Origin of the sequence: Aliidiomarina sp. (assembly GCF_022565475.1) — a bacterium.
Classification (GTDB): Bacteria; Pseudomonadota; Gammaproteobacteria; order Enterobacterales; family Alteromonadaceae; genus Aliidiomarina.
The window spans coordinates 36239-59942 of the sequence record NZ_JAIUMR010000003.1; the positions used below are offsets into that span (position 1 = coordinate 36239).

The following is a 23704-nucleotide window of genomic DNA, read 5'->3' on the forward strand; positions in this document are numbered from 1 at the left end:
CTATAGTCGGTTTTGTGATGAAGCCACGGTTTTTGGTTGCTCGTCAGGAAAGTAGCCCCGCGTTTTGTTCGCAAACCGGACTAACGCCAGCATGAGCGGCACTTCGACTAAGACACCAACAACGGTTGCCAGTGCCGCACCCGACTGCAGACCAAAGAGGGCAATTGCAACAGCAACGGCGAGTTCAAAGAAGTTGCTTGCGCCTATCATACCCGCTGGTGCGGCAACGCAATGCGGTACCCGCCAAAGTTTCGCCCAACCGTAAGCGATAGCAAAGATTAAGATGGTTTGAATAATCAAGGGCACAGCAATTAAAGCAATGTGTAGAGGGTTCGACAGAATGACGTCGCCTTGAAATGCAAAAAGCAAAACTAGAGTGATGATTAAGCCGATTGGAGTTATTGGGCCAACGCGTTTGAGAAACACATTTTGAAACCAGTCTAAACCATGACGCTTGATCATACTTTTGCGCACCAAGTAGCCAGCAGTCAGCGGAATAACGATGTACAACAAGACCGAGAGTAGCACCGTGTCCCACGGCACTTGAATATTCGAAATTCCCAGCAGTAAGACGACAATCGGCGCAAATGCCACCAACATAATCAGATCATTGAGCGCGACTTGTACCAGCGTGTAGGCGGCATCACCACGGGTTAGATAGCTCCAGACAAATACCATAGCGGTACACGGCGCCGCGCCAAGCAAAATAGCACCCGCTAAGTATTCGCGGGCAGTCGCAGCGGGCAACAGAGGCTCAAATACGACCATAAAGAAAAACCAAGCCACGGCAAACATGGTAAATGGTTTAATCAGCCAGTTCACCGTGGTGGTAATGACTAATCCCTTCGGTTGTCGACGCACACCTTTAATCGAGGCAAAGTCGATTTGCAACATCATCGGGAAAATCATCGCCCAAATCAGGATCGCCACCGGAATGGATACCTGCGCATATTCAAAGCGCGACAGTGTTTCTGGCACACTCGGGGCAAATTGACCAATTAAAACGCCAGCAACAATCGCTAAAGCCACCCAAACTGAGAGGAAACGCTCAAATAGGCCCATGCCTTCGGCAGTGGATGGTGCTTGATCAACCTTGGTCATGTGCAGTACTCCTGTTTCTCAGTGCAAAGCGTAAATTAAAAGTTTCAGAGGGCTTTAGGAACGAATCGATGCTTTAGTTTTTCTCTGGCGCATTACGTTGGCTCGGACTTTGTTTAAAGTTATCAATCAATTGGTGTGGATCTTTTGCTTGGCGTTGGTTGCTTGCTGCTTCGCTCCACCACTGCAATTGTAAGAAAGTACGGTTCAGGTAGCTATCCCAACGTTCGGTATCATGCACAGTTGCCAGATAGTCACCTTGATCGTTGAACACCTCTTGTGCCTTCGGAAGGTGGATCATCGCTGAAACCGGTAAACAACCAAGTTCACTTAAGAATGTCCGCATGTTCACAGCGGCCCGAGCGCCACCCCATTGACCCGCTGAATACGTGACAATTGCACTTGGTTTGTATGAGAAAAGTGAGGCACCGAAATGGTTAAGTAGGTTGGCGAGCGCTGGACTCATTGAGTGATTATATTCTGGGCTAATCATTACATAAGCGTCTGCAGCTGAAATTTTATCAGCTAACTTACTCAGTGCGTCAGGCACAGTCTGGCTTGAATAAGAAAAATGCGGCTTGAATACAGGCTCTAGTTTCACGTCAAGTGGGTCAATGACTTCAATGCGGCTGTTCGGGAAATTGGCTTTTAATATCCGCTTACAGGCAAATGCAACACGTTCACCTAAGCGAGCCGGGCGAGGCGGTGTACTTTCGCGAACACTGCCTAAAAAAATTAAAATGTTCATTGGGCCTACCTTTTCGCTTTGTTAATGTCTGATGGTAAGCGACCTACTTCCCGATGCAGAAGCTGCCAAAAATCTTGCCGAGTAGGTCGTCACTGGTGAACTCACCCGTAATCTCATTGAGATGGTGCTGAGCGAGACGCAGCTCCTCGGCAAGTAATTCACCAGCCAAGTAGCCTTCGAGTTGCTCTTTACCTGCATAGAGGTGGCTTTTGGCCCGCTCAATGGCATCGAGGTGGCGGCGACGTGCCATAAAGCCACCTTCCATATTCGCGTTGAAGCCCATGCACGCTTTTAAGTGTTCGCGTAAGTGCTCGATGCCTTGTCCAGTGGCAGCGGACAAGGAAATAACGGGAACACCTTGGTTTTCTTGATAGCCAGCGGCGTAACCGGTTTGGTCGATTTTGTTACGGATGACGCTAAACGGTAGGTGCTCTGGCAGACGGGCGAAAAACTCCGGCCAAATATCGTCTGGGTGGATGGCATTGGTTTCGGTACTGTCGACCATGAAGAGCACGCGGTCGGCTTGTTCAATTTCGGCCCAAGCACGTTCGATACCAATTTGCTCGACTTTGTCGGGGCTTTCGCGCAGACCTGCGGTGTCGATGATATGCAGCGGCATACCATCGATTTGAATGTGCTCACGCAAAACATCCCGGGTGGTGCCAGCGATGTCGGTGACAATGGCGGATTCGCGGCCGGCTAGGGCATTCAACAGGGACGATTTGCCAGCATTCGGCCGACCGGCGATGACGACACGCATACCTTCGCGCAGCAAGCTGCCTTGTTTGGCTTGCTGCTCGACACTCAGTAAGTTGGTAATGATTTGTTCGAGGTCGTTAGCAATTTTACCGTCACTTAGGAAGTCGACCTCCTCGTCGGGAAAGTCGATTGCCGCTTCAACGTACATGCGTAAATGAATGACCGAGTCGACCAGCTGGTCGATTTTAAACGAGAACTCGCCTTGTAGGCTTTGCAACGCCATGCGAGCGGCTTGTTCTGACGTGGTATCAATAAGATCTGCAATCGCTTCGGCTTGCGCTAAGTCGAGTTTGTCATTTAAGAATGCACGTTCGCTAAATTCGCCAGGGCGGGCTAAACGTGCTTTGCCAGTAGCTAATATCGCTTTAATCAGCATATCGATAACAACAGGGCCGCCGTGACCCTGAAGTTCAAGGATGTCTTCGCCAGTAAATGAATTCGGGCCTTGAAAGAATAAAGCGATGCCCTTGTCGAGTAGTTGACCGTCGGTGTCGTTAAACTCTGTATAGTCAGCGTATCGAGGCTTAGGACAATAACCTAGTAGTGCGGTGGCGATTGCTTTGGCGTCGCTACCGCTGACACGGACTATCCCGACACCGCCTTTACCGGGCGGAGTAGCTTGGGCGACGATGGTGTCGTCGTTACTAAAACTTTCAGTTTGGGTAATGGTGCTCAAATTGCTCATCGTTGTCCTGTAAAGCAGCCTGCTGCAATTGTCGCTCGCTGATGACTTGCCACAACGAGGCTTGCAACGGTTGCACGAGGTCTGCGTGTTTTTGATGCAAGTAATGATAGAGCAAAAAGGTTTCTAAATCAGGTGTTAATCGATGAACTGACGTGATGTTCAATTGCTCGAGGACTTGTTCAGTTTCAAAACCAGGTAATACGGCCACATCGGAGCGTCCGGACAAAATGCGTTGAATGCTTTGTTCGATACTGCCAACCTCATTAAATGGAATATCACCAAGACGATCGGCGACGGTGTGCATACCGCGAACAGTGTCGATACGTAGTCCACGTAAAGACTCCCAACTGGTAATTTCCAAATTGGTGCGCGTGGTGAATACTGACGTATACACTGGAAAAATAGACGGCTCGATGCGGATTAAATTAGCCAATGCAGTACTTGCTTCTTCGGTACGGGCGAGTTCGGCGTCAATAATTCGGCCGCGATTTGCTTCGTATTCGCTACGTTCATAAGGCAAGGTCACAAGCTCGGCGGTAACGCCGATGCGCCGATAGGCTTCTTGAATAATCTCGAAGGTTGGATGGTGCTTTTGAATTCCGTGCAAGGTACCGATACGAATGGTTTTCGTATCGTCGGCGACAACAGGTTGCGATATCCATGTCACGAGGAGTATGAGCATCGAGAGTCGCACAAGTGAAGAAAGATCCATCTTTAACATAGGGGCACCGTTTCCGTAGGGGCATGACGTTAAATAGTTTAAGTCTCTAATATAGTCTTTATTTTGCACGACACCAAGCAAAAAGCCCTCAATAATTGTAAGCAAATATTGAGGGCTTTTTGTTGTTAAGCAAGTTTATCGGCGTTTGCCGCTCGCTGCTTCCTTTTTGTCGATCTGCCGATAGATGTACGTCATCTGCGCAATCGAGATCAAGTTACTGACTAACCAGTAAAGTACCAGACCCGCCGGGAAGAACAGGAAGAATACCGTAAACATGACCGGCATGTACTGGAGAATCTTCGCCTGCATTGGATCCGTCACTGGCGTTGGCTGTAAGCGCTGCATGAGGAACATGCTCGCACCCATGAGCAACGGCAGGATGAAGAATGGGTCACGGCTTGATAGATCGTTAATCCAGAATACGAAGTCTGCATGACGAATCTCTGGGCTTTCCAGAAGTACCCAATAAAGCGCTAAGAAGATCGGTAATTGCAGGAGCATGGGTAAACACCCACCAAGCGGATTAACCTTCTCTTCTTGGTACATTTTCATCATAGCTTGCGAGAGTTTTTGCCGATCATCGCCAAACCTTTCCCGCATTTCTTTCATTTTAGGTGCAATTTTACGCATTTTCGCCATCGACACGTACTGTGCTTTCGTCAACGGATACAGTAGTGTTTTGACGATGATGGTGACGAGAATAATCGCTAGACCCCAGTTGATGACAACCGATTGCAGGAGCGACAGCAACCAGTAAATCGGCTGTGCTAACCACCACAAGAAACCATAGTCGACGGTTAAGTTGAGGTGCTGGGCAAGTTCACGCAAGCGAGCTTGGTCTTTTGGCCCCATGTATAAGGCACTTTCAAGGACAATGTTTTGACCCGGTGCGATGGTGTGCGCTGGTCCAATAAAGCCGATCATGCCTTCGCCAAGCGCATTGCGGTTGGTGTAAAGACGATTGGTTGATTCTTGATCGGGAACCCAAGCGGTCACAAAGTAATGCTCCAACATTGCGACCCAGCCGGCCGGTGTGTTGGTGCTAAAGTTACGGTCTTGGATGTCACTAAAACTGTATTTTTTATAGCGGTTACTGTCGCTTGAATAAGCTGCGCCACGATAAGTCGGCATAAACATGCTGCTCCGACCGCCGTCGACCATGGTTTGTTTTAATTGACCATAGAAGTTCACGGTTTTCGGTGCGTCGCTACGGTTGGTGACGTCGAATGCGACTTTTACCGCGTAGTCACCACGGGTAAATGTATAGCGCTTTATGACTTCAGAGCCGTCTTCTTTAACGTAATAGAGCGGCACTTCAAGGGTATCACCCGTCATTTCAAAGCGAGTCTGGTCAGCGCTGAAGAGTGGGCGGGTTTCGGCGTTATCAATACCGTCAGGACCGATCAAGCCACTTTGGGCGATGTGCAAATGTCCCGGACGCTGGTACAAGATGGTGTAACGCGCGGGCTCGCCCAGTGTTTCTGCATGCTGGAGCAGTTCGGCTTGGATTAAATCACCACCACGCAAACTGAGTTTCACACGCAATACGTCGGTTTCAACCGTAATGGTGTCACCAAGTACCGCCGTGGTATCGGCTGCAGGGACGCTGTCATTACCGCCCGCTACCGGAATGTCACCGTCGAGAGCCGGAACATCGGAGGGTACATCGCTTTGACCATTGCTCGCTTGTTCGGTAGGTGCGCTGCTGCGATCAATGCCAGGGGTATTGCCACCCTTGTTTTGCCATTGTTGGAACATAAAAAACGATAGTACCAAAAGGGCAATAACCAGAATTGTACGTTGCGAATCCATAGTTACTCTTTCTCTTTTTGTGATTTCCTAGTCTCGAGTTCGCGAAGTTCCGCAGACAAAGTTTCTTCGTCTGTCCACTCCGACTCTGTTCCGGGAACCGGATCAAAACCACCGGGATGACCCGGATGACATTTACTAATTCTTCGACTGGCGAGCAAAAGCCCCTTCAGAGCGCCATGTTTCTTTAAAGCGACGACGGCATATTCTGAACAGGTTGGCACAAAACGACAACGCGGACCTAATAGCGGACTAATAAACCACTGATAAAGTCGAATGCAGCCGGTTAAGAGGCCGACGAGTATTGCACGCAGCGCTTGCTTAATTTTCGCCATAAATAATTCAGTAATTCGCTCAGGGCATGATTGTCTAATTTGGTCACCCCTGGCTTAGCGATGACGATAATATCAAAGCCTGACAGTTTATGCTGCTTTAAACGATAAGTTTCGCGTACAATTCGTTTAATTTTATTGCGGTCGACAGCACGTTTGGCAGTTTTTTTGCTTATTGTGACGCCCAAGCGCGGATAGGCCAGGTCATTTGGTTTCGCGAGCATGGTAAATTCGCGACTGACGGCTTTTACAGGGGGATTATTGAAGACGTTTTGAAAGTCTACGGGAGTTAACAGACGTAACTCCCGAGGATATGCGTACTGAGTCACTCAGCTGCCTGAGCTTAACTGAATTAAGCAGTCAGACGCTTGCGTCCTTTGGCACGACGGCGAGCCAGGACCTGACGGCCATTCTTGGTTGCCATACGCGCACGGAAGCCATGAGTACGCTTGCGTTTTAATACACTTGGTTGAAATGTTCTTTTCATAGCTGTTATTCCGTAGCTGATCTGGGTTTCAAAATGAGCGCGGATTCTACAAGTAAAACGGATCGCTGTCAAATTTAATTCGAAATTAATGCCTGTGGATAACTTTGCCTTTTCAGTGGCAAAAAGCTAGCTTAGACGGGCTATTTTACGTAGAATGGAAGGTCGGGTGAAGCGCGATCGCAGGTAAGGATCGCGCTTAGGATCCGAATCGCTCGTAAAGGTCTTGTGGCAGTAGTCTGCTGCGAAATTGATAACAATAAGAATCGAGAAAGAGGAGTGTTTCGTGAGTAATTCACTGTGGCACAATTGTGCGACACGATTACAAAATGAGTTGCCTGCGCAGCAATTCAGTACGTGGATCCGCCCGCTGCAGGTTGACTTCGAAAACAACACGCTCTTTCTTTACGCACCCAACACCTATGTTATGGAATGGGTGAAAGACAAGTATTTAAAACAGATCATAACCTTTCTCCGCGCAACCGCTGGTGACGAAGCGCCGAATGTTGAGCTCCGAGTGGGGGGTGCGCGGAAACCACAAGATCTCGGCGCCAGTGCAACGAGAGCAACAGCGCCTGAGCGCAATTCAGCACCAGCACCGAGCCGTGCTCCTGCAGAGCCCGCGAAACCAACAACGAATCCGGCTGACCGGCCAATTTCTTTACAGCACAGCAATCTGCAACCGACCTATACGTTTGAAAACTTCGTTGAAGGTCGCTCGAACCAGTTAGCGCGCGCCGCAGCATTACAAGTCGCGGAGAATCCGGGCAAGGCCTATAACCCTTTATTTATTTATGGCGGTACCGGTTTAGGTAAAACGCATCTGTTGCATTCAATAGGCAATGGCATTTTGGCCAACAAGCCGGACGCGAAAGTATTTTATTTGCGCGCTGAGCGATTTGTTCAAGACATGGTGTACGCCATGAAACACAACAAAATTGACAGCTTTAAAGATAGCTATCGTAGTGTCGATGCCTTATTGATTGATGACGTGCAGTTTTTCGCAAAAAAAGACCACTTTCAAGACGAGTTCTTCCATACCTTCAACTGGCTTCTCGAAGGAAATCAACAGGTTATACTGACAAGTGATGTTTACCCGAAAGAAATTGAAGGGGTCGACGAACGTTTGAAGTCGAGGTTTGGTTGGGGTTTAACCGTAGCCATCGAACCACCGGAATTACCGACTCGCGTCGCTATTTTGGAACGCAAGGCGGAAGAGCGTAAAATCAAGCTACCGCACGAGGTCGCATTTTTCATTGCTAAGCGTTTACGCTCAAACGTTCGTGAATTGGAAGGTGCGTTGAACCGAGTCATAGCGAATGTGACACTGACCGGTCGCGATATCACCATCGATTTTGTGAAAGAAGCCTTGCGTGACTTGATCGCTGCTCAAGAGCGGCTGGTGACAATCGATAACATTCAGCGTACGGTGGCAGAATATTATCATATTAAGGTCTCCGACTTAACCTCGAAGCGCCGAACGCGCTCGGTCGCGCGCCCTCGTCAGGTTGCTATGGCGTTAGCAAAAGAGTTAACCAGCCACAGCTTGCCAGAAATTGGAGATGCCTTTGGCGGGCGTGATCATACAACGGTATTGCACGCTTGCCGGAAGGTTAAAGAACTCATTGAATCAGACCACGAAATTCAGGAAGACTATCGTAACTTGAACCGGACCTTATCGGTTTGATGCGACAACTAAATAATAAGAAGAGGAGTTAACCGCATGAAATTTACAATCTCACGGGATGCTTTGCTCAAACCGTTGCAGGTCGTTAGTGGTGCTGTCGAGCGTCGGACGACCTTACCGATTCTCAGTAACGTGCTCTTGCAAGTGAGTGAGGAGAGTTTGCGGTTAACAGGTACAGATCTCGAAGTTGAGCTGGTGTCGGAAGTTACTTTAGAGCAAGCACAGCCGGGCGATGTGACCATTCCAGCGAAGAAGCTGCTCGATATTGTTCGCTCGTTGCCGGAAGGCGCTGAAGTAACGATTACCGCCAGCGATGATAAAGCCTTAGTGAAGTCGGGTAAAAGCCGCTTTTCATTGAGTACCCTGCCAGCAAGTGATTATCCAAACATCGATGAATGGGAGAGTGAAGTCCAGATCGAGATGGAGCAAGGCAATTTACGCGACTTGATGGATAAAACCCATTTCTCGATGGCGAACCAAGATGTTCGTTATTACTTGAACGGCATGTTGTTCGAAGTGAACGAAGACATTCTGCGTACAGTCGCAACCGACGGCCATCGTTTAGCGCTGTCGGCGGTGAAACTTGAGCAAGCGGCGTTGCCGCATAAACAAGTCATTGTGCCGCGCAAAGGCGTGTCGGAATTGCTGCGATTACTTGAAGACGATGACAGTGTCGTTTCACTGTCACTGGGACAGAACCATATTCGTGTGGCAACCGGACGAATGACCTTTACCAGTAAGCTGCTCGATGGCCGTTTCCCAGATTACCGTCGGGTACTGCCTACCGGAGGCGACCGGATTGTGGTTGCTGATCGCGATTTATTGCGTCAGGCCTGTGTACGCGCGTCGATTTTGTCGAATGAGAAATTCCGCGGTGTGCGGGTTGGGTTGGATACGAATGAAATCGTGCTGACCGCCAATAACCCGGAACAAGAGCAAGCCGAAGAGCGCTTAGAAGTGGATTACAATAATGAAGCATTTGAGATCGGCTTCAACGTGACGTATTTACTTGATGTGTTGAATTCGATTCACGGCGAGCAAGTGAAAATTACCTTAAGCGACCCAAATAGCAGCGCGATCGTCGAAGACAATCAAGACGAAGGTGCGCTTTACGTGGTTATGCCGATGCGTCTATAGGCGTTCCTTTGAGGCTTTAATTACTTCATTATGCAAATTAATCAGTTGGTCATTGCGCATTTTCGAAATATTACCAATGCCCAGCTTGAGCCCAGTCGCCATGTGAATATTATATATGGTGAAAATGGTAGCGGTAAGACTAGTGTTCTCGAAGCGATCTATAGCTTAGGCTTTGGTCGCTCGTTTCGAACGCATCAAGTGCGACAAGTCGTGCAAGATGAAAATGAAGCCCTGACTTTGTTCACTCGCGTTCGAGATGCAGAAGATGGAGAAATTCAGAAAGTAGGTTTTCGGCGCTATCGTAACGGCGAAACTGAAATTCGTATGAATGGCGAGTCGGAAAAGCGCTTTAGTTTATTAGCAAAGCTCATGCCGATTCAACTGATTACGCCGGAAGGCGTAACCTTGGTCACGGATGGTCCGAAAGAGCGTCGCCAATACATGGACTGGGGTTTGTTCCATGTGGAACAAAGTTATTATCCACAGTGGTTAACGTTTTCTCGACTGTTGAAACAAAGAAACAGTTTGTTGAAGCAACGCAGTTACCATCAACAAGGTGGCGCGTACTGGGATCAACAGTTGGCAACAGCAGGGGAAGCAGTCACCAACGCGCGTGCTGCCTATTTAACCGGGCTAAACCAACAGTTAAATAAGTATTGCCAGCAATTTTTACCGCAATACGAATTCGAATTTCGTTTGTTGCAAGGATGGCAAGAGCAACAGACATTGAGCGAGGCGTTAGCTGCCAAGCTCGAATTGGATTTGCGCCAAGGTTTCACCAGCGTGGGGCCGACCAAAGCGGAATGGCAAATCCGTGTAGATGGTGTCGACGCTCGCGAACGGCTGTCCCGTGGACAGCTAAAGCTCTTAGTTGCGGCGTTACGGTTAGTACAAAGTGCTGACTACGCCGAACGTTTAGGCAAACGGTGTGTCATTTTAGTTGACGACTTACCCGCTGAGCTAGACGCAGAGAATCAACAGAGACTTTGCAACGCATTGTTGGAAAGTGGAAGTCAGGTGTTTATCACTGCGATTCGCAAAGAAGAATTACAACATCGCTTTGAGAATGCCGAAGTTCGATTGTTCCACGTGGAACAAGGAACAATCAAAAATGATTAAACAGGAAGAAACTATGTCTGCTAGTAATTACGATCAGTCGAGTATTAAGGTGTTGAAAGGTCTGGACGCAGTGCGTAAACGTCCAGGAATGTACATTGGTGATACCGACGACGGTACAGGTTTGCACCATATGGTGTTTGAGGTGGTCGATAACTCTATCGATGAGGCACTGGCAGGCCACTGTAACGAGATTTACGTCACGGTCCACTCCGACGGTTCCGTCTCTGTTCGCGATGATGGTCGCGGTATTCCGGTTGAAATGCATGCCGAAGAGGGCGTGTCTGCAGCACAGGTCATTATGACCGTACTTCACGCTGGTGGTAAGTTTGACGACAACTCTTACAAAGTATCCGGTGGTTTGCACGGTGTTGGTGTTTCTGTTGTGAACGCTTTGTCAGCAAAGTTGGCATTGACAATTCATCGTGAAGGCAAAATTTGGAAACAGACTTACACCCACGGTAACCCAGACGGCGATATTCAAGCGGTCGGTGACACCAGCAAGTCAGGCACCGAAATTCGTTTTTGGCCAAGCCACGAAACGTTCACGCAAACAGAATTTCATTACGACATCCTTGCCAAACGGGTACGCGAACTCTCATTTTTGAATTCAGGCGTTTCAATTCATTTGATTGACGAGCGCGCTGATCGTCGTGATCACTTCAAATATGATGGTGGTATTGCCGCCTTTGTTCAGTATTTGAATGACAAGAAAACCCCGATTCACCCAAAAGTTTTCCAATTTAGTGTTGAGCGCGATGACGGCATTTCAGTTGAAGTCGGCTTGCAATGGAACGACTCGTTTCAAGAGCATATCTATTGCTTTACCAATACCATTCCACAGCGCGACGGTGGAACCCATATGGCAGGTTTCCGTGCGGCACTGACACGGACTTTGAATAACTATATGGAGCAGGAAGGTTACACCAAAAAGGCGAAAACCAACGCCAGCGGTGATGATGCCCGTGAGGGTCTCACAGCCGTTATTTCGGTGAAAGTTCCTGATCCAAAGTTCTCTTCGCAAACGAAAGACAAGTTAGTGTCGTCCGAAGTGAAAAGTGCGGTCGAGCAAGCCATGGGTGAGAACCTAGCCAATTTCTTGTTAGAAAACCCGACCGATGCGAAAGTGATCGTACAAAAGATTATTGACGCTGCACGCGCTCGTGAAGCTGCACGTAAAGCGCGGGAAATGACGCGTCGGAAAGGCGCCTTGGATTTGGCCGGCTTGCCGGGCAAGCTCGCAGATTGCCAAGAAAAAGACCCAGCACTTTCTGAACTCTATATTGTGGAGGGTGACTCTGCGGGTGGTTCTGCGAAACAGGGCCGTAACCGCAAAAACCAAGCCATTTTGCCATTGAAAGGTAAAATCCTGAACGTTGAGAAAGCACGTTTTGACAAAATGCTGTCGTCGCAGGAAGTTGCAACGTTAATTACAGCAATGGGCTGTGGTATCGGCCGTGACGAATACAACCCAGACAAGACGCGCTATCATCGCATCATTATTATGACCGATGCTGACGTCGACGGCTCGCACATACGTACTTTGTTATTGACCTTCTTCTACCGGCAAATGCCAGAGTTAATTGAGCGTGGTTATATCTATATCGCGCAACCGCCGCTGTATAAAGTGAAAAAAGGTAAGCAAGAAAACTATATCAAAGACGATCCAGGCCTGATTCAATATCTCACGTCGTTGGCGCTTGACCGTGCCTCTTTGCACGTCAATGCCGATGCCCCGGGCATTACCGGTGTGGCGTTAGAGAAAATGGTACGCGACTATCAATTTGCACTGGATACCATTGCGCGGTTAAGCCGTCGATTACCGAAACATGTGCTGAACCGTCTCGTTTACGCTGAGCGCTTAACCGCTGAGAATATGAAAGACGAACAGTACGTGACGGCGTGGGCAGAGAAATTCTGCGCGGATATGATGGCCACGGAAAAAGACTCAGCAACCTACGAAGTCTTGGTCACCAACGATGAAGATCGCGGTGTGTTCTTACCGATGATTCGTTTGCGTCGTCATGGTGTATTCACCGACTTCCCACTAACCTATGAGTTTCTCGTCTCACGCGACTATGACCGCTTAGCGTCTGTCGGCTCGGAGATTAACGGTCTAGTGGAAGACGGTGGCTATGTCCAGCGTGGTGAGAAAGTGCAACCGGTTGACGATTTCGTTGAAGCCATTGAGTGGTTGATTAGCGAATCGAAGCGCGGTTTATATATTCAGCGCTACAAAGGTCTAGGCGAGATGAACCCGGATCAATTGTGGGAAACGACGATGGACCCAGAAACTCGCCGGATGTTGCAAGTCACTATCGAAGACGCGATTGGTGCTGACCAATTGTTTACGACCTTGATGGGTGATCATGTTGAGCCTCGTCGTGCATTTATTGAAAGTAATGCGTTGAAAGTGGCGAACTTGGACGTCTAGGACGCGATGTAAATAGCGCTAAACCATAAAGTAGAAACCCCGCAACGAACGTTAGCGGGGTTTTTTTCTATTCGGTGCTTGGGGTGTCTTTAATACCATATGACGAACGATGAGCGCCGTCATAATGCCGGTCAGTCCGAGGAAGGTGATGAGTACAGTCAGCAACCCGGCGAAATCGAGGCTAGGATCAAAATACCAGCGCAGACTTGCAACCAAGGTCACTAACAGCACGGGCGCTGCTATGCACAGCACATAGCTGAGCCACTTGCGGGTTTTTGCTGCGACATTACCGATCCAAATACAGAAAAAAATAACGGCTAAATACACTAAAAAGGCCATCACACTTCTCCTTTGCCGGTAGGTTGGATGACACAAGCCAATTGACTTGTGCCATCGCCAGCTTACGACTGTAACAACGAAATATCTGCGACGTTGAGGAATTGGTCGCGCAGCTCATTGAGCAGGCTCAATCGGTTACGGCGAATCGCTTCGTCGTCAGCGTTGACCATGACCTCATCGAAAAAGCGATCGACAGGCTCTCGGAGTGTCGCTAACGCGCTGAGAGCGGCGGCATAATCACCATTGATAGCAGCTGTCGAAACCGTGTCACGAAGGCCACTGAGAGCCCTATAGAGCGCCTTTTCTGCGTCTTCATGTAGCAACGACACATCAACCGTGGTGAGGGTAATCTCACTCTTGGCAAGAATATTACTCACCCGTTTATTGGCCGCAGCAAGTGCTTCCGCTTGTGGGTTCGAGCGGAACTCAGCGACGGCTTTCACTCGATGGTCAAAGTCGAGCGCTATCGTTGGACGGCGAGCTAACACCGCTTGGATGACATCGACCGAAATCGATTGCTCTTGATACCACGCCCGGAAACGACCGAGGAGGAAGTCGACCACTTGGGCGGTAACTTCGTCTGGATTCTTAATAATGTTTCCGTAATTGGCGACGGCACTACGAACTAAAGTTTCTACGTCCAATGGCAATTGCTTTTCCACTAAGATGCGAAGCATGCCAATAGCAGCGCGGCGCAAACCAAATGGGTCACGGTCGCCGGTTGGGATTTGCCCGATCCCAAAGATGCCAGAAAGCGTGTCGAGCTTGTCGGCGAGAGCGACTGCACAACCTTCTAAACTGGTCGGCAGGGAATCACCAGCAAAGCGCGGACGATAATGCGCTTCAATAGCGCTAGCGACCGCTTCGCTTTCACCGTCATGACGCGCATAGTGCATGCCCATGATGCCTTGGACTTCTGGGAATTCCATGACCATGGAACTCACTAAGTCGGCTTTCGCTAATAAGCCTGCACGCGCCGCTGCGTTTTTGTCGGCTTTAAGCTCGTCGGCAATGAACCGCGAGGTGGCTTCCATACGCCGGGCTTTATCGCCAATACTGCCAAGTTCTTTTTGGAAGAGAACGGTGTCGAGCTTGTCCAATCGATCGGCGAGCTTGGTCTTCTTGTCGGACTCGAAGAAGAATTGAGCATCGGCTAAGCGTGGACGAATGACTTTCTCGTTGCCTTGGATGACTTGCTGCGGGTCACGGCTTTGGATGTTACTGATGAAAATAAAACGGGGGAGTAAATCGCCGTTTTCATTCACCAGCGGGAAGTACCGCTGGTCGTCCTTCATGGTGTAAATCAGCGCCTCTTTGGGCACCGCAAGGAAGGACTCATCAAAGTTGGCGACCATAGGTACCGGATACTCCACAAGGGACGCAACTTCGTCAATGAGGTCTTCATCCCAAACGGGCACGGCGTCTTCTGCTTTCGCCAGTTCGACGACCGATTCGCGAATGGTTTCGCGCCGTGCCGCAAAACTGGCGACCACATGCCCTGAAGCCAAAACTTCAGCGTAATTGGCTGCGTGGTCAACCGTCAATCGCTCAGGATGATGGAATCGATGTCCGTTCACCTTATTGTCACTTTGCACACCAAACAACTCTGCATCAAGCACTTCGTGATCGAGCATGACGGTGAGTGTGTGCAATGGACGAATAAACTGATAGGAGGTTGAGCCCCAGCGCATCGCTTTTGGAATTGGCAGTTGCTTCACAGCTTGGTCGATGAAACCCTGCACTAGGTCACGAATACTCTTACCAGCGACAGTTGCATTATACAGCAGCCATTCACCCTTATCGGTTTTCAACCGCTCCGCATCGGCGACGGTAATACCCAAACCGCGAGCCCAGCCTTCGGCGGCACGCGTCGGATTGCCATCCGCATCAAAGGCGGCTTGGATTGCCGGCCCACGTTTCTCGACGATCTCATCGGCTTGTTGTGCTTCGACGCTTTTAAACAACACCGCTAAACGGCGCGGCGTTGCGAACGATTCGACGTCTTCAAAAGACAGGCGAGCTTGGTTTAATTCAGCGACGAAACTAGCCGTAAAACTCTCACTTAAGCCCTTTAGCGCTTTCGGTGGCAGCTCTTCGGTGCCGAGCTCAATCAGTAAATCGTGACGCTGACTCATGCTTTCGCTCCTTTCTTTTGCGCTTTTTCTTTATTCTTGCAGTATACGGCGAGCGCTGCTTCAGCGTCTGCCTTCTCTGCCAATGGGAAACCAAGTTCGGCACGAGCCGCGAAGTAGGCTTCCGCACAGGCTTTCGCCATTGTGCGCACACGTAAAATATAGCGTTGACGTTCGGTCACCGAGATGGCGTGTCGGGCGTCGAGTAAGTTAAATGCATGCGATGCACGCATCACTTGCTCGTACGCTGGCAATGGCAGGTTGTTGCTGATGAGTAACTCACATTCCTTTTCGCAGGACTCAAAGCGGTCAAACAAAACAGCGACATCAGCATGCTCGAAGTTATAGGCCGATTGCTCAACTTCGTTTTGATGGAACACGTCACGGTAGTAGATGGTACCGCGTGGTCCTGTCGTCCAGACTAAGTCGTAAATACTATCGACGCCTTGGATATACATCGCCAAGCGTTCAAGACCGTAGGTGATTTCCCCAGCCACAGGCTTACATTCGAGGCCACCAACTTGCTGGAAGTAAGTAAACTGCGTCACTTCCATGCCATTTAGCCAAACTTCCCAACCAAGCCCCCAAGCGCCAAGGGTGGGCGATTCCCAGTTGTCTTCAACGAAGCGGATGTCGTGTACCAGCGGATCGAATCCAAGCAACTTCAGCGAGCCGAGATACAGCTCCTGTAGATCAGCAGGATTCGGCTTCATGATCACCTGAAACTGATAATAATGTTGCAATCGGTTCGGATTCTCACCATAGCGGCCATCGGTTGGACGGCGGCAAGGCTGCACATACGCGTAGCTCGACGGTTCCGGTCCGATCGAGCGCAAGAAGGTCATCGGGTGAAAGGTTCCCGCTCCGACTTCCATATCGAGGGGTTGAACAATCGCGCAACCTTGCTGTGCCCAATAATCTTGTAGGGCGAGAATTAAACCCTGAAATGTTTTAACGTCAAATTTTTCCATGAGATTTCCACTTCAATTCGGCCGAATTTCCGCTGTGCAGCGGCATGGGATTTGTGTGATTATACACTGAGCAAGCGCCGAATTTATAGGGAGAAAGCGCATGGGAATGGACAATCAGTCAATTAATCGCTGCCCTTGGTGTTTAGGGCATGCCGATTACGAGCAATACCACGATGAACTCTGGGGTAAACCCGTCCGTGATAGTGTCGAACTGTTTGCTAAATTATGCCTCGATGGCCAACAGGCTGGACTGAGCTGGATTACGATTTTACGTAAACAAGCCAATTATGAGGCTGTGTTTTTTGGCTTCGATCCACATCGATTAGCGCAGATTCAAGGGGAGGCACGTGCGACCTTTATCGAAGCGCAGATGCACAACAGCGGCATTGTTCGCAATCGCTTAAAGATTAATTCTATCTTTAAAAATGCCGATGCGTTTGTTCGACTCCATGAACAAGGTGTAGATTTCAGTCAGTGGCTGTGGTCGTTCGTGGGCCATGCGCCGATCGCGAATCAGCCTAAGTCCATGGGCGACGTACCGACAGAAACTGCCGAGTCGCAAGCGTTGTCAAAGGCGCTGAAGAAAGCAGGATTTACCTTTGTTGGCCCAACGATTGTCTATGCGTTTATGCAAGCAGTCGGTATGGTGAACGACCATCTCGTTGATTGTGATTTTAAATAGGGAAAAGTGATGACAGTATTTGCCAGGGTAATTGGTACCGGCGTAGCCATGAGTGTAATTGCGATATTAGCGGGTTGTACGAGCCTCGTCGAACGCCAAATCCTCAACATGGAACCTGTGAGTGGCATGGCCAGCGTAGAATTTGCGGTCGCACCGAATCGACAAAAGGTCTGTAGTGCGACGGTTGAGCATCGGTGTCTTCATTATCTTGATTTAGCCGATGTTCAAGCCATTTACGACGAGGGTCAAATGACCCATGAGGAGTTTAAGTGGACGCTAACGTTGCGCAATTCACGGGAACCTGAACTTAGCGAATACTTTTCAGAGGAAACCTTATTTCGCTTACCCGAGCTTGCCGATGATGCTCCTGTTGTCATCGTGGCACCGGGTTACGGAATGAAGTCCGCGCACTTGTTTGCACCAACGGGAGTTTGGTTACGCTCACTAGGGTTTCGCCCATTGATTATTGCCGGACCGACGGAAACGAACCCGATGGCATTCGGTTTGCCGAATCTCACATTGATTCGCGATCACGTGATCAATAACTATGGAGACGCGCCGGTCGTATTAATGGGCTTTTCGATGGGGATGATGGCAACGACCGAGCTTGAGCGTTTATTCATTGACAAGGACGTACAGCCTTCAGGTCTGGTGTTCGTGGCGCCGATGAACGATTTTCGTAGCGACGCCAATTTTATGTTTCAGCAACTGAAGGAGATGGACTGGCGCTTACGGTGGTTTGTCTCCGACTCGCGTTTCGATGCGGCCCTTGGCAATATTATCACTCGCAGTGGCGAAACCGAGCGGATGACCACGCTTGCACAGCGTTTGGAAGCGACGCAAAGCCCGGCACTTGTGCTCGCAGGACGGACCGACGAAGTTGTTGATTTGCAGGTGAGTCGCAAAGCCGTGGAACGCTGGTTAGGCGTCGAGAATTTGCAGGTGCTGAATGAGTACCCTGAGGTTGATACCGACTTACCGGTGACTGTCACAATGCCAAATCCGGACATAGAACGCTTCAAAGTCTTTCAAATTGAGCAAGGGAATAAGCGCTATCTTGAATATGAGTTGCTCGGACATACGTCGATGGTCGCCATGTTGAAGCCGATACGTGGGCACATCGAGGAGTGGCTGCAGCAGTTTGTTGAAATACGTGAAGCACCGCCGGAACTCGAGGTACCGGAGGTCATGTAGTTCAGTAGGACTTCCCCAAGGTTCCATGTGGAACATTGGGGAACGGAGTTCAAGACCGACCATCGGCTATTTGCGATAGAGGCGGCGCTCACGCCAAAAGCCAAGCAAACCGATGACCAACAATCCTAAGCCGATGCCTTGTAATAGACCGTTGACTGGCCGAGTGATTATCGAAGCTTCATTGACGGGTTGACGCTCCCACGTTCTGCGCATAAGTGGTTGCTCGTCATCCTGTGTCGTGAAGTATTCGCCGCGATTCGTAAACGAGAGTCGCCGCCGTTCATCGTAACGTTGGTAAATTTCTTGGCGTTTTGCGATAAAGTCGTCCTGATTATTCTGCACTGTGACGTGCCAGTTTGAGTAGAGCATCGCCGACTCGCTGGGTTCTATTAGCCCTTGAGACACATATTCGTACTGTGTGGTCGGAAAGACGGAGGCACTGTAACCGACGTAGAAAATCGGCAGAGAAAGGGACAGTGCAATCGCAGACCAGGTCAAGAGGCGACTCCGACTCGCGAATGTATGCTGCTGTTGTCGGACGAGAAATTGGTCAATGTCGCTGATTTGCCGTAGCTTACTGGTCACGTAAGCAGATGGCAGTGCGTGAACGATATTGTCGACGGTGAGGTCGAGAGCATTGAGCCAACGCCGAAACGTATCGGTACTTGGTAACGAGTGCTCATTCTCGAGCTTCGATAAAAAGGATTGCTCGATGCCAACTTTGTCAGCGAGCTCCGGCTGACTAAGTTTGAGTTGTTGTCGGCGACTTTTTAAATAACTGCCGAGTGACTGTTGTTCATGCATGTTCGGGGGTTCCATAAGCAAGGATCCTTGTAGGTCTTATAGTATGTTATTCTTTGGGCAAGCTAAAGCTGCGGTGTTTCCCTTATTATTCTTGGGAAGTCGGGCAGAGATAACCAGATGAAAATAGGGGAATATTCAGGAAATGTTGCGAATTTTACCGGTGGATTATCAAAATCCTGAGCATGCTGATGCATTGCTTAAACTTTTAAATCATTATGCTCAAGATCCAATGGGTGGCGGCGAAGCACTCAGTGACGACACCAAAGCGAACTTGATTGCTGAAATGGCGAAACGACCAACGGTATTCAGCTTTATCGCGTGGGACGACGACGGCGCTGTCGGGTTAATCAATTGTGTTGAAGGTTTCTCGACGTTTGCAGCAAAGCCGATTTGTAACCTGCATGATATTGCAGTACTCGATGGCCACCGCGGTAAAGGTATTGGCCAACAGCTGATCGCTGCTGCCGCAGAGGAAGCGACAAAACGTGGCTGCGTGAAACTCACGTTGGAAGTGCTTAGTGGCAATGAACCGGCACGTCTTGCCTATTTGAAGTATGGGTTTAAGCCTTATCAGCTTGATCCAGAAATGGGTGCCGCGGAGTTTTGGGAATATAAATTGTAAGACTGACTAAAGATAGCGCGACAACGACTGACAGGCGCGCTTGGCGAATCGGTATACCAGCGAGCATCCTCTTGTTCCACGTGGAACAGTTGCGTTCTATTTGAATTAAAGTCCTTTTTGAATTAAATAACGATAGGGCGCTTCATCGGTTTGCGCTGCGAGAAGCTGATGATCCATAAAACGGCAAAATGCCGGAACATCTCGGGTTGTTGCCGGATCATCGGCGATAATCAACAGCTTTTCGCCGTCTTGCATCTGCCGCATTTTGCCACGAATCAACATGACAGGCTCTGGGCAACGCAAGCCCATGGTATCAAGTTGATAGTCCGCAGTAGTGAAGGGCGACATGATTCATCCTTTTCTTAATTAACTGACAATATCGCTTGCTGTATAAATAGTGCATGAACGTAGCGTCATTATAGGCATTTTAAGACGATAAAAAAATCCCGCCGACGATAATCGCCAGCGGGATTTTTGCGGTATATCAAAGTGCTGTGTTTTTTACACGCGCTCAAACACGGTCGCAATACCTTGGCCTAAACCAATACACATGGTGGCCAAGCCTAAGCTTACGTCTTTTTGTTCCATTAAGTTAATTAAGGTCGTGCTAATACGCGCGCCTGAACATCCAAGTGGGTGACCTAATGCAATAGCGCCGCCGTGCAAGTTCACCTTGCTGTCCAGCTGGTCTTCGATTTTCAAACCACGCATAACCGCCAGCGCTTGCGCCGCGAAAGCTTCGTTGAGTTCGAACAGCTCAATGTCAGCAAGGCTTAAACCAGCGCGCTTGAGTGCTTTCTGGGTGGCCGGAACCGGACCATATCCCATAATCGATGGGTCACAACCGGCAATTGCCATAGAGCGAATACGAACACGTGGCGTTAAACCGAGTTCTTTCGCGCGGTCGGCTGACATCACTAAGGTTGCTGCCGCACCATCAGAAATCGCTGACGACGTACCCGCCGTGACCGTACCATTGGCTGGGTCAAATACCGGACGTAAACCAGCTAGCGCTTCGACCGTTGTTTCCGGACGAATCACTTCGTCGTGCTTAAAGCGTTTTAAAACACCGTGTTCGTCGTGGCCATTAATCGCGTAGATTTCGCTGTCAAATTCGCCACTTAAGGTCGCTTGATGCGCCAATTGGTGTGAACGTGCGCCGAATGAGTCTTGTTCTTCACGGCTGATACCGAACTTCTTACCCAATAATTCAGCGGTTAAGCCCATTGAACCGGCCGCTTTTGCCACCGAGCGGTTTAGGCCTGGGTGGAAGTCGACGCCGTGCATCATGGGTACGTGACCCATATGCTCAACACCACCAGCAATAAAGATGTCACCGTTTCCAGTCTGAATTGCGCGCGTGGCATCGTGAATCGCTTGCATTGAAGAACCACACAAACGGTTGACGGTAACCGCACCAACAGAGTGCGGAATACCGGCAATGAGCGCACTGTTTCGCGCGACGTTAAAGCCTTGCTCAAGGGTTTGTTGTACACAGCCCCAGTAAATATCTTCAATCTCAGTTGGGTCAATATTCGGGTTCCGCGCCAGTAGGCCTTTCATTAATTCTGCGGAAAGGTCTTCGGCACGAACATTCCGGAAGGCACCGCCTTTCGAACGGCCCATGGGTGTGCGAATTGCATCTACAATCACTACGTCTTTCATAACAATCTCCGTTCGAATTAGCTCTTAAAGTAAGATTCGCCGTTTTTCGCTTTCTCGCGTAAACCATCGGTGACTTGGTACATCTCACCTAGATCAGCGAACTTGTCGGCTAACTCAATGAATTTGTCGAGGCCAAGCGTTTCCAAATAGCGGAACGCACCACCACGGAATGGAGGGAAACCAAGGCCGTAAATTAATGCGATATCTGCTTCTTCTGCTGAACCGACAATGCCTTCTTCGAGGCAACGGATCATTTCATTGACCATTGGAATCATACAGCGGGCAATAATTTCGTCCTTCTCAGCGCTGGCTTCTTTTTTGCCGATCACTTCGTAAACGTCCGGATTTACCACTTTCTGCGGACGACCACGTTTGTCGACGCTGTACTCATAGAAGCCTTTGCCGTTCTTCTGACCATACCGATTTGCAGCCGCTAGCTTCGCGATGGCGCCGTTGTCGTCGCGTGCCATGCGCGTTGGGAAGCCTTCGGCCATGACATGGGTTGCATGGTCAGCGGTGTCGAGACCAACAACGTCACATAAGTAAGCGGGGCCCATTGGCCAGCCGAATTCCTTTTCCATGACTTTGTCGATGCCAGGGAAGTCGATACCGTCGTCGAGTAACTTGCTGAAGCCTGCAAAGTAGGGGAACAGCACGCGGTTGACCAAGAAGCCAGGGCAGTCGTTGACCACAATTGGGGTTTTACCCATTTGCAGTGCATAAGCAGTGACTGCAGCAACGGTTTCATCCGATGTGTGCTTGCCGCGAATAATTTCCACCAATGGCATTTTGTGCACTGGGTTAAAGAAGTGCATACCGCAGAAACGTGATGGGTCTTCGAGGTTCTCAGCCAGTTTATCGATAGAAATAGTTGACGTATTCGACGTGATAATTGCGTCCTTCGCCACCACTTTTTCAATTTCCGCCAACACTGAGCCTTTCACTTTTGGATTTTCAACCACGGCTTCAACGATGATATCAACGTCCGCTAACTCACTATTATTCAGTGTTGGGGTAATCGATGTCAGCGTATTGGCAACCGTTTTTTGGTTGATTTTACCAAGCTCTAAACCTTTACCTAAGATTTTTGATGCTTCGGCTAAACCTAAGTCGAGCGCTTCGCGACGGATGTCTTTCATGACAATTGGCACGCCTTTGACTGCTGACTGATAGGCGATGCCGCCGCCCATGATGCCAGCACCTAAAACACCCGCACGCTTAATGTGTTTCGTCGCAGACTTTGCCGTTTTTTTGCTCTTACCCTTAACCACTTGATCAGCAAGGAAAATACCCACTTGTGCGCGCGCTGCGTCGGTTTGGGTCAGCTTGACAAAGAGTTCATTCTCGATATTGAGTGCTTCTTCACGCGCTTCACCAGCGCCGCGTTCAACTACTTCTACTGCAGCATGTGGGGACGGGTAGTGTTTACCGGCTTTGGCCCAGACTAAACCTTTAGCGGTGCTAAACGTCATTAGACGCTCGACTTCGTTGGCTTTTAACGCTTCAAGCTTCGGCTGACGCTTGGCTTGCCAGTCAAGGTCGCCGGCAATAGCGTCGCGCAGCATGCTCAATGCACCTTCTTGTAAACGGTCGCTTGCGGTCACCGCGTCAATCAGGCCAATCGCCAAGGCTTTCTCGGGCTTGTGGTTGGCGCCTGTGGTAATCGCTTCTAACGCATTGTCAGGACCAATCACGCGAGGCAAGCGAACCGTGCCACCGAAGCCTGGGATTAGACCCAATTTCACTTCTGGCAGACCAATAACCGCAGTTTCATCAGCGATTCGGTAGTCACAGGCAAGAATGGCTTCACAGCCGCCGCCCAAGGCAAAACCATTGACTGCAGCAATGGTTGGCACCGGCAAGTCTTCCAATTTATCGAAGACGCGCGAGGCCATGTGAACCCACTTCTTCGTTTTGTCGAGATCGGCAAAGAGAGTGAGGAATTCGGTAATGTCGGCACCGACGATAAACGTTGACTTTGCCGAGCGTACTAAAAGACCTTTTAAGTCTTGATTTGCAGCCAGTGCATCAAGGGCGTCACTGAACTCATTCAGGGTTTTTTCATCAAATTTGTTGACCGAGCCTGGCGCATCGAAAGTCAGTTGTGCAATTCCAGGTTCAATAAAGTCAACGTGTAGATTGTTGCCTTGGTAGATCATATTTGGTCTCCCGACTGGTCTCCCAATAAAAACAGAGCCGATCTCTGTTCTCATGCTTGCGTTGTTGTGTGCTTATGCTACAACGTATGTAGTACATCAGAGATGATTTGCACGATGTTGTAGCGA

22 protein-coding genes are annotated in these 23704 nt (G+C 49.5%); 7 read left to right on the forward strand and 15 right to left on the reverse strand.

Translation table 11 applies throughout. The annotated features are described in order from the left end of the window. The 8 genes from arsB to rpmH all read right to left on the reverse strand — a co-directional run bounded on the left by arsB (position 1) and on the right by rpmH (position 6639). Positions 1-1062 (reverse strand): ACR3 family arsenite efflux transporter, encoded by a 1062-nt coding sequence (gene arsB / locus LAT77_RS03530; RefSeq protein WP_290563400.1) that lies wholly within the window; start codon positions 1060-1062, stop codon positions 1-3. Between the two features lie 112 nt (positions 1063-1174). Continuing rightward, entirely contained in the window at positions 1175-1846 is a 672-nt protein-coding gene (locus tag LAT77_RS03535) for an NADPH-dependent FMN reductase (protein WP_290563169.1), read from the reverse strand. A 43-nt stretch (positions 1847-1889) separates the two neighbouring features. After that, positions 1890-3290, reverse strand: coding sequence for a tRNA uridine-5-carboxymethylaminomethyl(34) synthesis GTPase MnmE (gene mnmE / locus LAT77_RS03540; RefSeq protein WP_290563170.1), 1401 nt, complete (start codon positions 3288-3290; stop codon positions 1890-1892). Next, positions 3259-4011 (reverse strand): hypothetical protein, encoded by a 753-nt coding sequence (locus LAT77_RS03545; protein WP_290563171.1) that lies wholly within the window; start codon positions 4009-4011, stop codon positions 3259-3261. The genes mnmE and LAT77_RS03545 overlap by 32 nt, the downstream gene beginning before the upstream one ends. A gap of 135 nt (positions 4012-4146) precedes the next feature. After that, entirely contained in the window at positions 4147-5823 is a 1677-nt protein-coding gene (gene yidC, locus LAT77_RS03550; protein ID WP_290563172.1) for a membrane protein insertase YidC, read from the reverse strand. Between the two features lie 2 nt (positions 5824-5825). After that, on the reverse strand, positions 5826-6155 hold the full coding sequence (gene yidD / locus LAT77_RS03555; RefSeq protein ID WP_290563173.1) for a membrane protein insertion efficiency factor YidD: 330 nt from the start codon (positions 6153-6155) through the stop codon (positions 5826-5828). Further along, a complete protein-coding gene (rnpA, locus tag LAT77_RS03560) occupies positions 6107-6481 on the reverse strand; it encodes a ribonuclease P protein component (RefSeq protein ID WP_290563174.1) in 375 nt (124 codons plus the stop codon). The genes yidD and rnpA overlap by 49 nt, the downstream gene beginning before the upstream one ends. A gap of 23 nt (positions 6482-6504) precedes the next feature. After that, complete coding sequence (gene rpmH / locus LAT77_RS03565; protein WP_126777617.1) at positions 6505-6639, reverse strand: 50S ribosomal protein L34; 135 nt, start codon at positions 6637-6639, stop codon at positions 6505-6507. Positions 6640-6922: 283 nt separating this feature from the next. On the opposite strand from rpmH, the gene dnaA reads away from it, so the two are divergent. The 4 genes from dnaA to gyrB are packed head-to-tail and all read left to right on the forward strand — an operon-like array spanning position 6923 to position 13010. After that, positions 6923-8323 carry a chromosomal replication initiator protein DnaA gene (dnaA, locus tag LAT77_RS03570; RefSeq protein ID WP_290563175.1) on the forward strand — a complete coding sequence of 467 codons (1401 nt, stop codon included), beginning with the start codon at positions 6923-6925 and terminating at the stop codon, positions 8321-8323. Positions 8324-8359: 36 nt separating this feature from the next. Continuing rightward, entirely contained in the window at positions 8360-9460 is a 1101-nt protein-coding gene (gene dnaN, locus LAT77_RS03575; RefSeq protein ID WP_290563176.1) for a DNA polymerase III subunit beta, read from the forward strand. A gap of 30 nt (positions 9461-9490) precedes the next feature. Continuing rightward, a complete protein-coding gene (recF, locus tag LAT77_RS03580; protein WP_290563177.1) occupies positions 9491-10579 on the forward strand; it encodes a DNA replication/repair protein RecF in 1089 nt (362 codons plus the stop codon). 13 nt (positions 10580-10592) lie between these two features. After that, positions 10593-13010 carry a DNA topoisomerase (ATP-hydrolyzing) subunit B gene (gene gyrB / locus LAT77_RS03585; RefSeq protein WP_290563178.1) on the forward strand — a complete coding sequence of 806 codons (2418 nt, stop codon included), beginning with the start codon at positions 10593-10595 and terminating at the stop codon, positions 13008-13010. Between the two features lie 51 nt (positions 13011-13061). Here the strand turns inward: gyrB and LAT77_RS03590 are convergent, their stop codons facing one another. From LAT77_RS03590 to glyQ, 3 genes are all read right to left on the reverse strand, one after another. Further along, positions 13062-13349 (reverse strand): hypothetical protein, encoded by a 288-nt coding sequence (locus LAT77_RS03590; RefSeq protein ID WP_290563179.1) that lies wholly within the window; start codon positions 13347-13349, stop codon positions 13062-13064. A 62-nt stretch (positions 13350-13411) separates the two neighbouring features. Continuing rightward, positions 13412-15484 carry a glycine--tRNA ligase subunit beta gene (glyS, locus tag LAT77_RS03595; RefSeq protein ID WP_290563180.1) on the reverse strand — a complete coding sequence of 691 codons (2073 nt, stop codon included), beginning with the start codon at positions 15482-15484 and terminating at the stop codon, positions 13412-13414. Further along, positions 15481-16452 carry a glycine--tRNA ligase subunit alpha gene (glyQ, locus tag LAT77_RS03600; RefSeq protein WP_290563181.1) on the reverse strand — a complete coding sequence of 324 codons (972 nt, stop codon included), beginning with the start codon at positions 16450-16452 and terminating at the stop codon, positions 15481-15483. Before glyQ ends, glyS begins: the two co-directional genes overlap by 4 nt. Before the next feature lie 100 nt (positions 16453-16552). On the opposite strand from glyQ, the gene LAT77_RS03605 reads away from it, so the two are divergent. Then, positions 16553-17134: a DNA-3-methyladenine glycosylase I gene (locus LAT77_RS03605; RefSeq protein ID WP_290563182.1), complete on the forward strand. Its 582-nt coding sequence runs from the start codon at positions 16553-16555 to the stop codon at positions 17132-17134. A 9-nt stretch (positions 17135-17143) separates the two neighbouring features. Then, entirely contained in the window at positions 17144-18328 is a 1185-nt protein-coding gene (locus tag LAT77_RS03610) for a hypothetical protein (protein ID WP_290563183.1), read from the forward strand. Positions 18329-18394: 66 nt separating this feature from the next. Here the strand turns inward: LAT77_RS03610 and LAT77_RS03615 are convergent, their stop codons facing one another. Further along, complete coding sequence (locus LAT77_RS03615; RefSeq protein ID WP_290563184.1) at positions 18395-19132, reverse strand: helix-turn-helix domain-containing protein; 738 nt, start codon at positions 19130-19132, stop codon at positions 18395-18397. 142 nt (positions 19133-19274) lie between these two features. Between LAT77_RS03615 and LAT77_RS03620 the strand changes: the two genes are divergently transcribed. Continuing rightward, on the forward strand, positions 19275-19754 hold the full coding sequence (locus LAT77_RS03620) for a GNAT family N-acetyltransferase (protein ID WP_290563185.1): 480 nt from the start codon (positions 19275-19277) through the stop codon (positions 19752-19754). 105 nt (positions 19755-19859) lie between these two features. Here the strand turns inward: LAT77_RS03620 and tusA are convergent, their stop codons facing one another. The 3 genes from tusA to fadB form a co-directional block, all read right to left on the reverse strand. Next, positions 19860-20102: a sulfurtransferase TusA gene (gene tusA, locus LAT77_RS03625; RefSeq protein ID WP_290563186.1), complete on the reverse strand. Its 243-nt coding sequence runs from the start codon at positions 20100-20102 to the stop codon at positions 19860-19862. Positions 20103-20255: 153 nt separating this feature from the next. Further along, a complete protein-coding gene (gene fadA, locus LAT77_RS03630; protein ID WP_290563187.1) occupies positions 20256-21419 on the reverse strand; it encodes an acetyl-CoA C-acyltransferase FadA in 1164 nt (387 codons plus the stop codon). 17 nt (positions 21420-21436) lie between these two features. Further along, a complete protein-coding gene (gene fadB, locus LAT77_RS03635) occupies positions 21437-23578 on the reverse strand; it encodes a fatty acid oxidation complex subunit alpha FadB (RefSeq protein WP_290563188.1) in 2142 nt (713 codons plus the stop codon). Between the last annotated feature and the right edge of the window lie 126 nt (positions 23579-23704).

Bases quoted from the DNA above. Each gene is read 5' to 3' on its own strand.
- rpmH (WP_126777617.1), bottom strand. From the start codon at position 6,639: ATGAAAAGAACATTTCAACCAAGTGTATTAAAACGCAAGCGTACTCAT.
- LAT77_RS03545 (WP_290563171.1), bottom strand. From the start codon at position 4,011: ATGTTAAAGATGGATCTTTCTTCACTTGTGCGACTCTCGATGCTCATA.
- LAT77_RS03535 (WP_290563169.1), bottom strand. From the start codon at position 1,846: ATGAACATTTTAATTTTTTTAGGCAGTGTTCGCGAAAGTACACCGCCT.
- gyrB (WP_290563178.1), top strand. From the start codon at position 10,593: ATGTCTGCTAGTAATTACGATCAGTCGAGTATTAAGGTGTTGAAAGGT.
- recF (WP_290563177.1), top strand. From the start codon at position 9,491: ATGCAAATTAATCAGTTGGTCATTGCGCATTTTCGAAATATTACCAAT.
- LAT77_RS03605 (WP_290563182.1), top strand. From the start codon at position 16,553: ATGGGAATGGACAATCAGTCAATTAATCGCTGCCCTTGGTGTTTAGGG.
- glyS (WP_290563180.1), bottom strand. From the start codon at position 15,484: ATGAGTCAGCGTCACGATTTACTGATTGAGCTCGGCACCGAAGAGCTG.
- fadB (WP_290563188.1), bottom strand. From the start codon at position 23,578: ATGATCTACCAAGGCAACAATCTACACGTTGACTTTATTGAACCTGGA.
- fadA (WP_290563187.1), bottom strand. From the start codon at position 21,419: ATGAAAGACGTAGTGATTGTAGATGCAATTCGCACACCCATGGGCCGT.
- glyQ (WP_290563181.1), bottom strand. From the start codon at position 16,452: ATGGAAAAATTTGACGTTAAAACATTTCAGGGTTTAATTCTCGCCCTA.
- arsB (WP_290563400.1), bottom strand. From the start codon at position 1,062: ATGGGCCTATTTGAGCGTTTCCTCTCAGTTTGGGTGGCTTTAGCGATT.
- LAT77_RS03610 (WP_290563183.1), top strand. From the start codon at position 17,144: ATGACAGTATTTGCCAGGGTAATTGGTACCGGCGTAGCCATGAGTGTA.
- dnaN (WP_290563176.1), top strand. From the start codon at position 8,360: ATGAAATTTACAATCTCACGGGATGCTTTGCTCAAACCGTTGCAGGTC.
- mnmE (WP_290563170.1), bottom strand. From the start codon at position 3,290: ATGAGCAATTTGAGCACCATTACCCAAACTGAAAGTTTTAGTAACGAC.
- yidC (WP_290563172.1), bottom strand. From the start codon at position 5,823: ATGGATTCGCAACGTACAATTCTGGTTATTGCCCTTTTGGTACTATCG.
- tusA (WP_290563186.1), bottom strand. From the start codon at position 20,102: ATGTCGCCCTTCACTACTGCGGACTATCAACTTGATACCATGGGCTTG.
- LAT77_RS03590 (WP_290563179.1), bottom strand. From the start codon at position 13,349: ATGGCCTTTTTAGTGTATTTAGCCGTTATTTTTTTCTGTATTTGGATC.
- LAT77_RS03615 (WP_290563184.1), bottom strand. From the start codon at position 19,132: ATGCATGAACAACAGTCACTCGGCAGTTATTTAAAAAGTCGCCGACAA.
- yidD (WP_290563173.1), bottom strand. From the start codon at position 6,155: ATGGCGAAAATTAAGCAAGCGCTGCGTGCAATACTCGTCGGCCTCTTA.
- LAT77_RS03620 (WP_290563185.1), top strand. From the start codon at position 19,275: ATGTTGCGAATTTTACCGGTGGATTATCAAAATCCTGAGCATGCTGAT.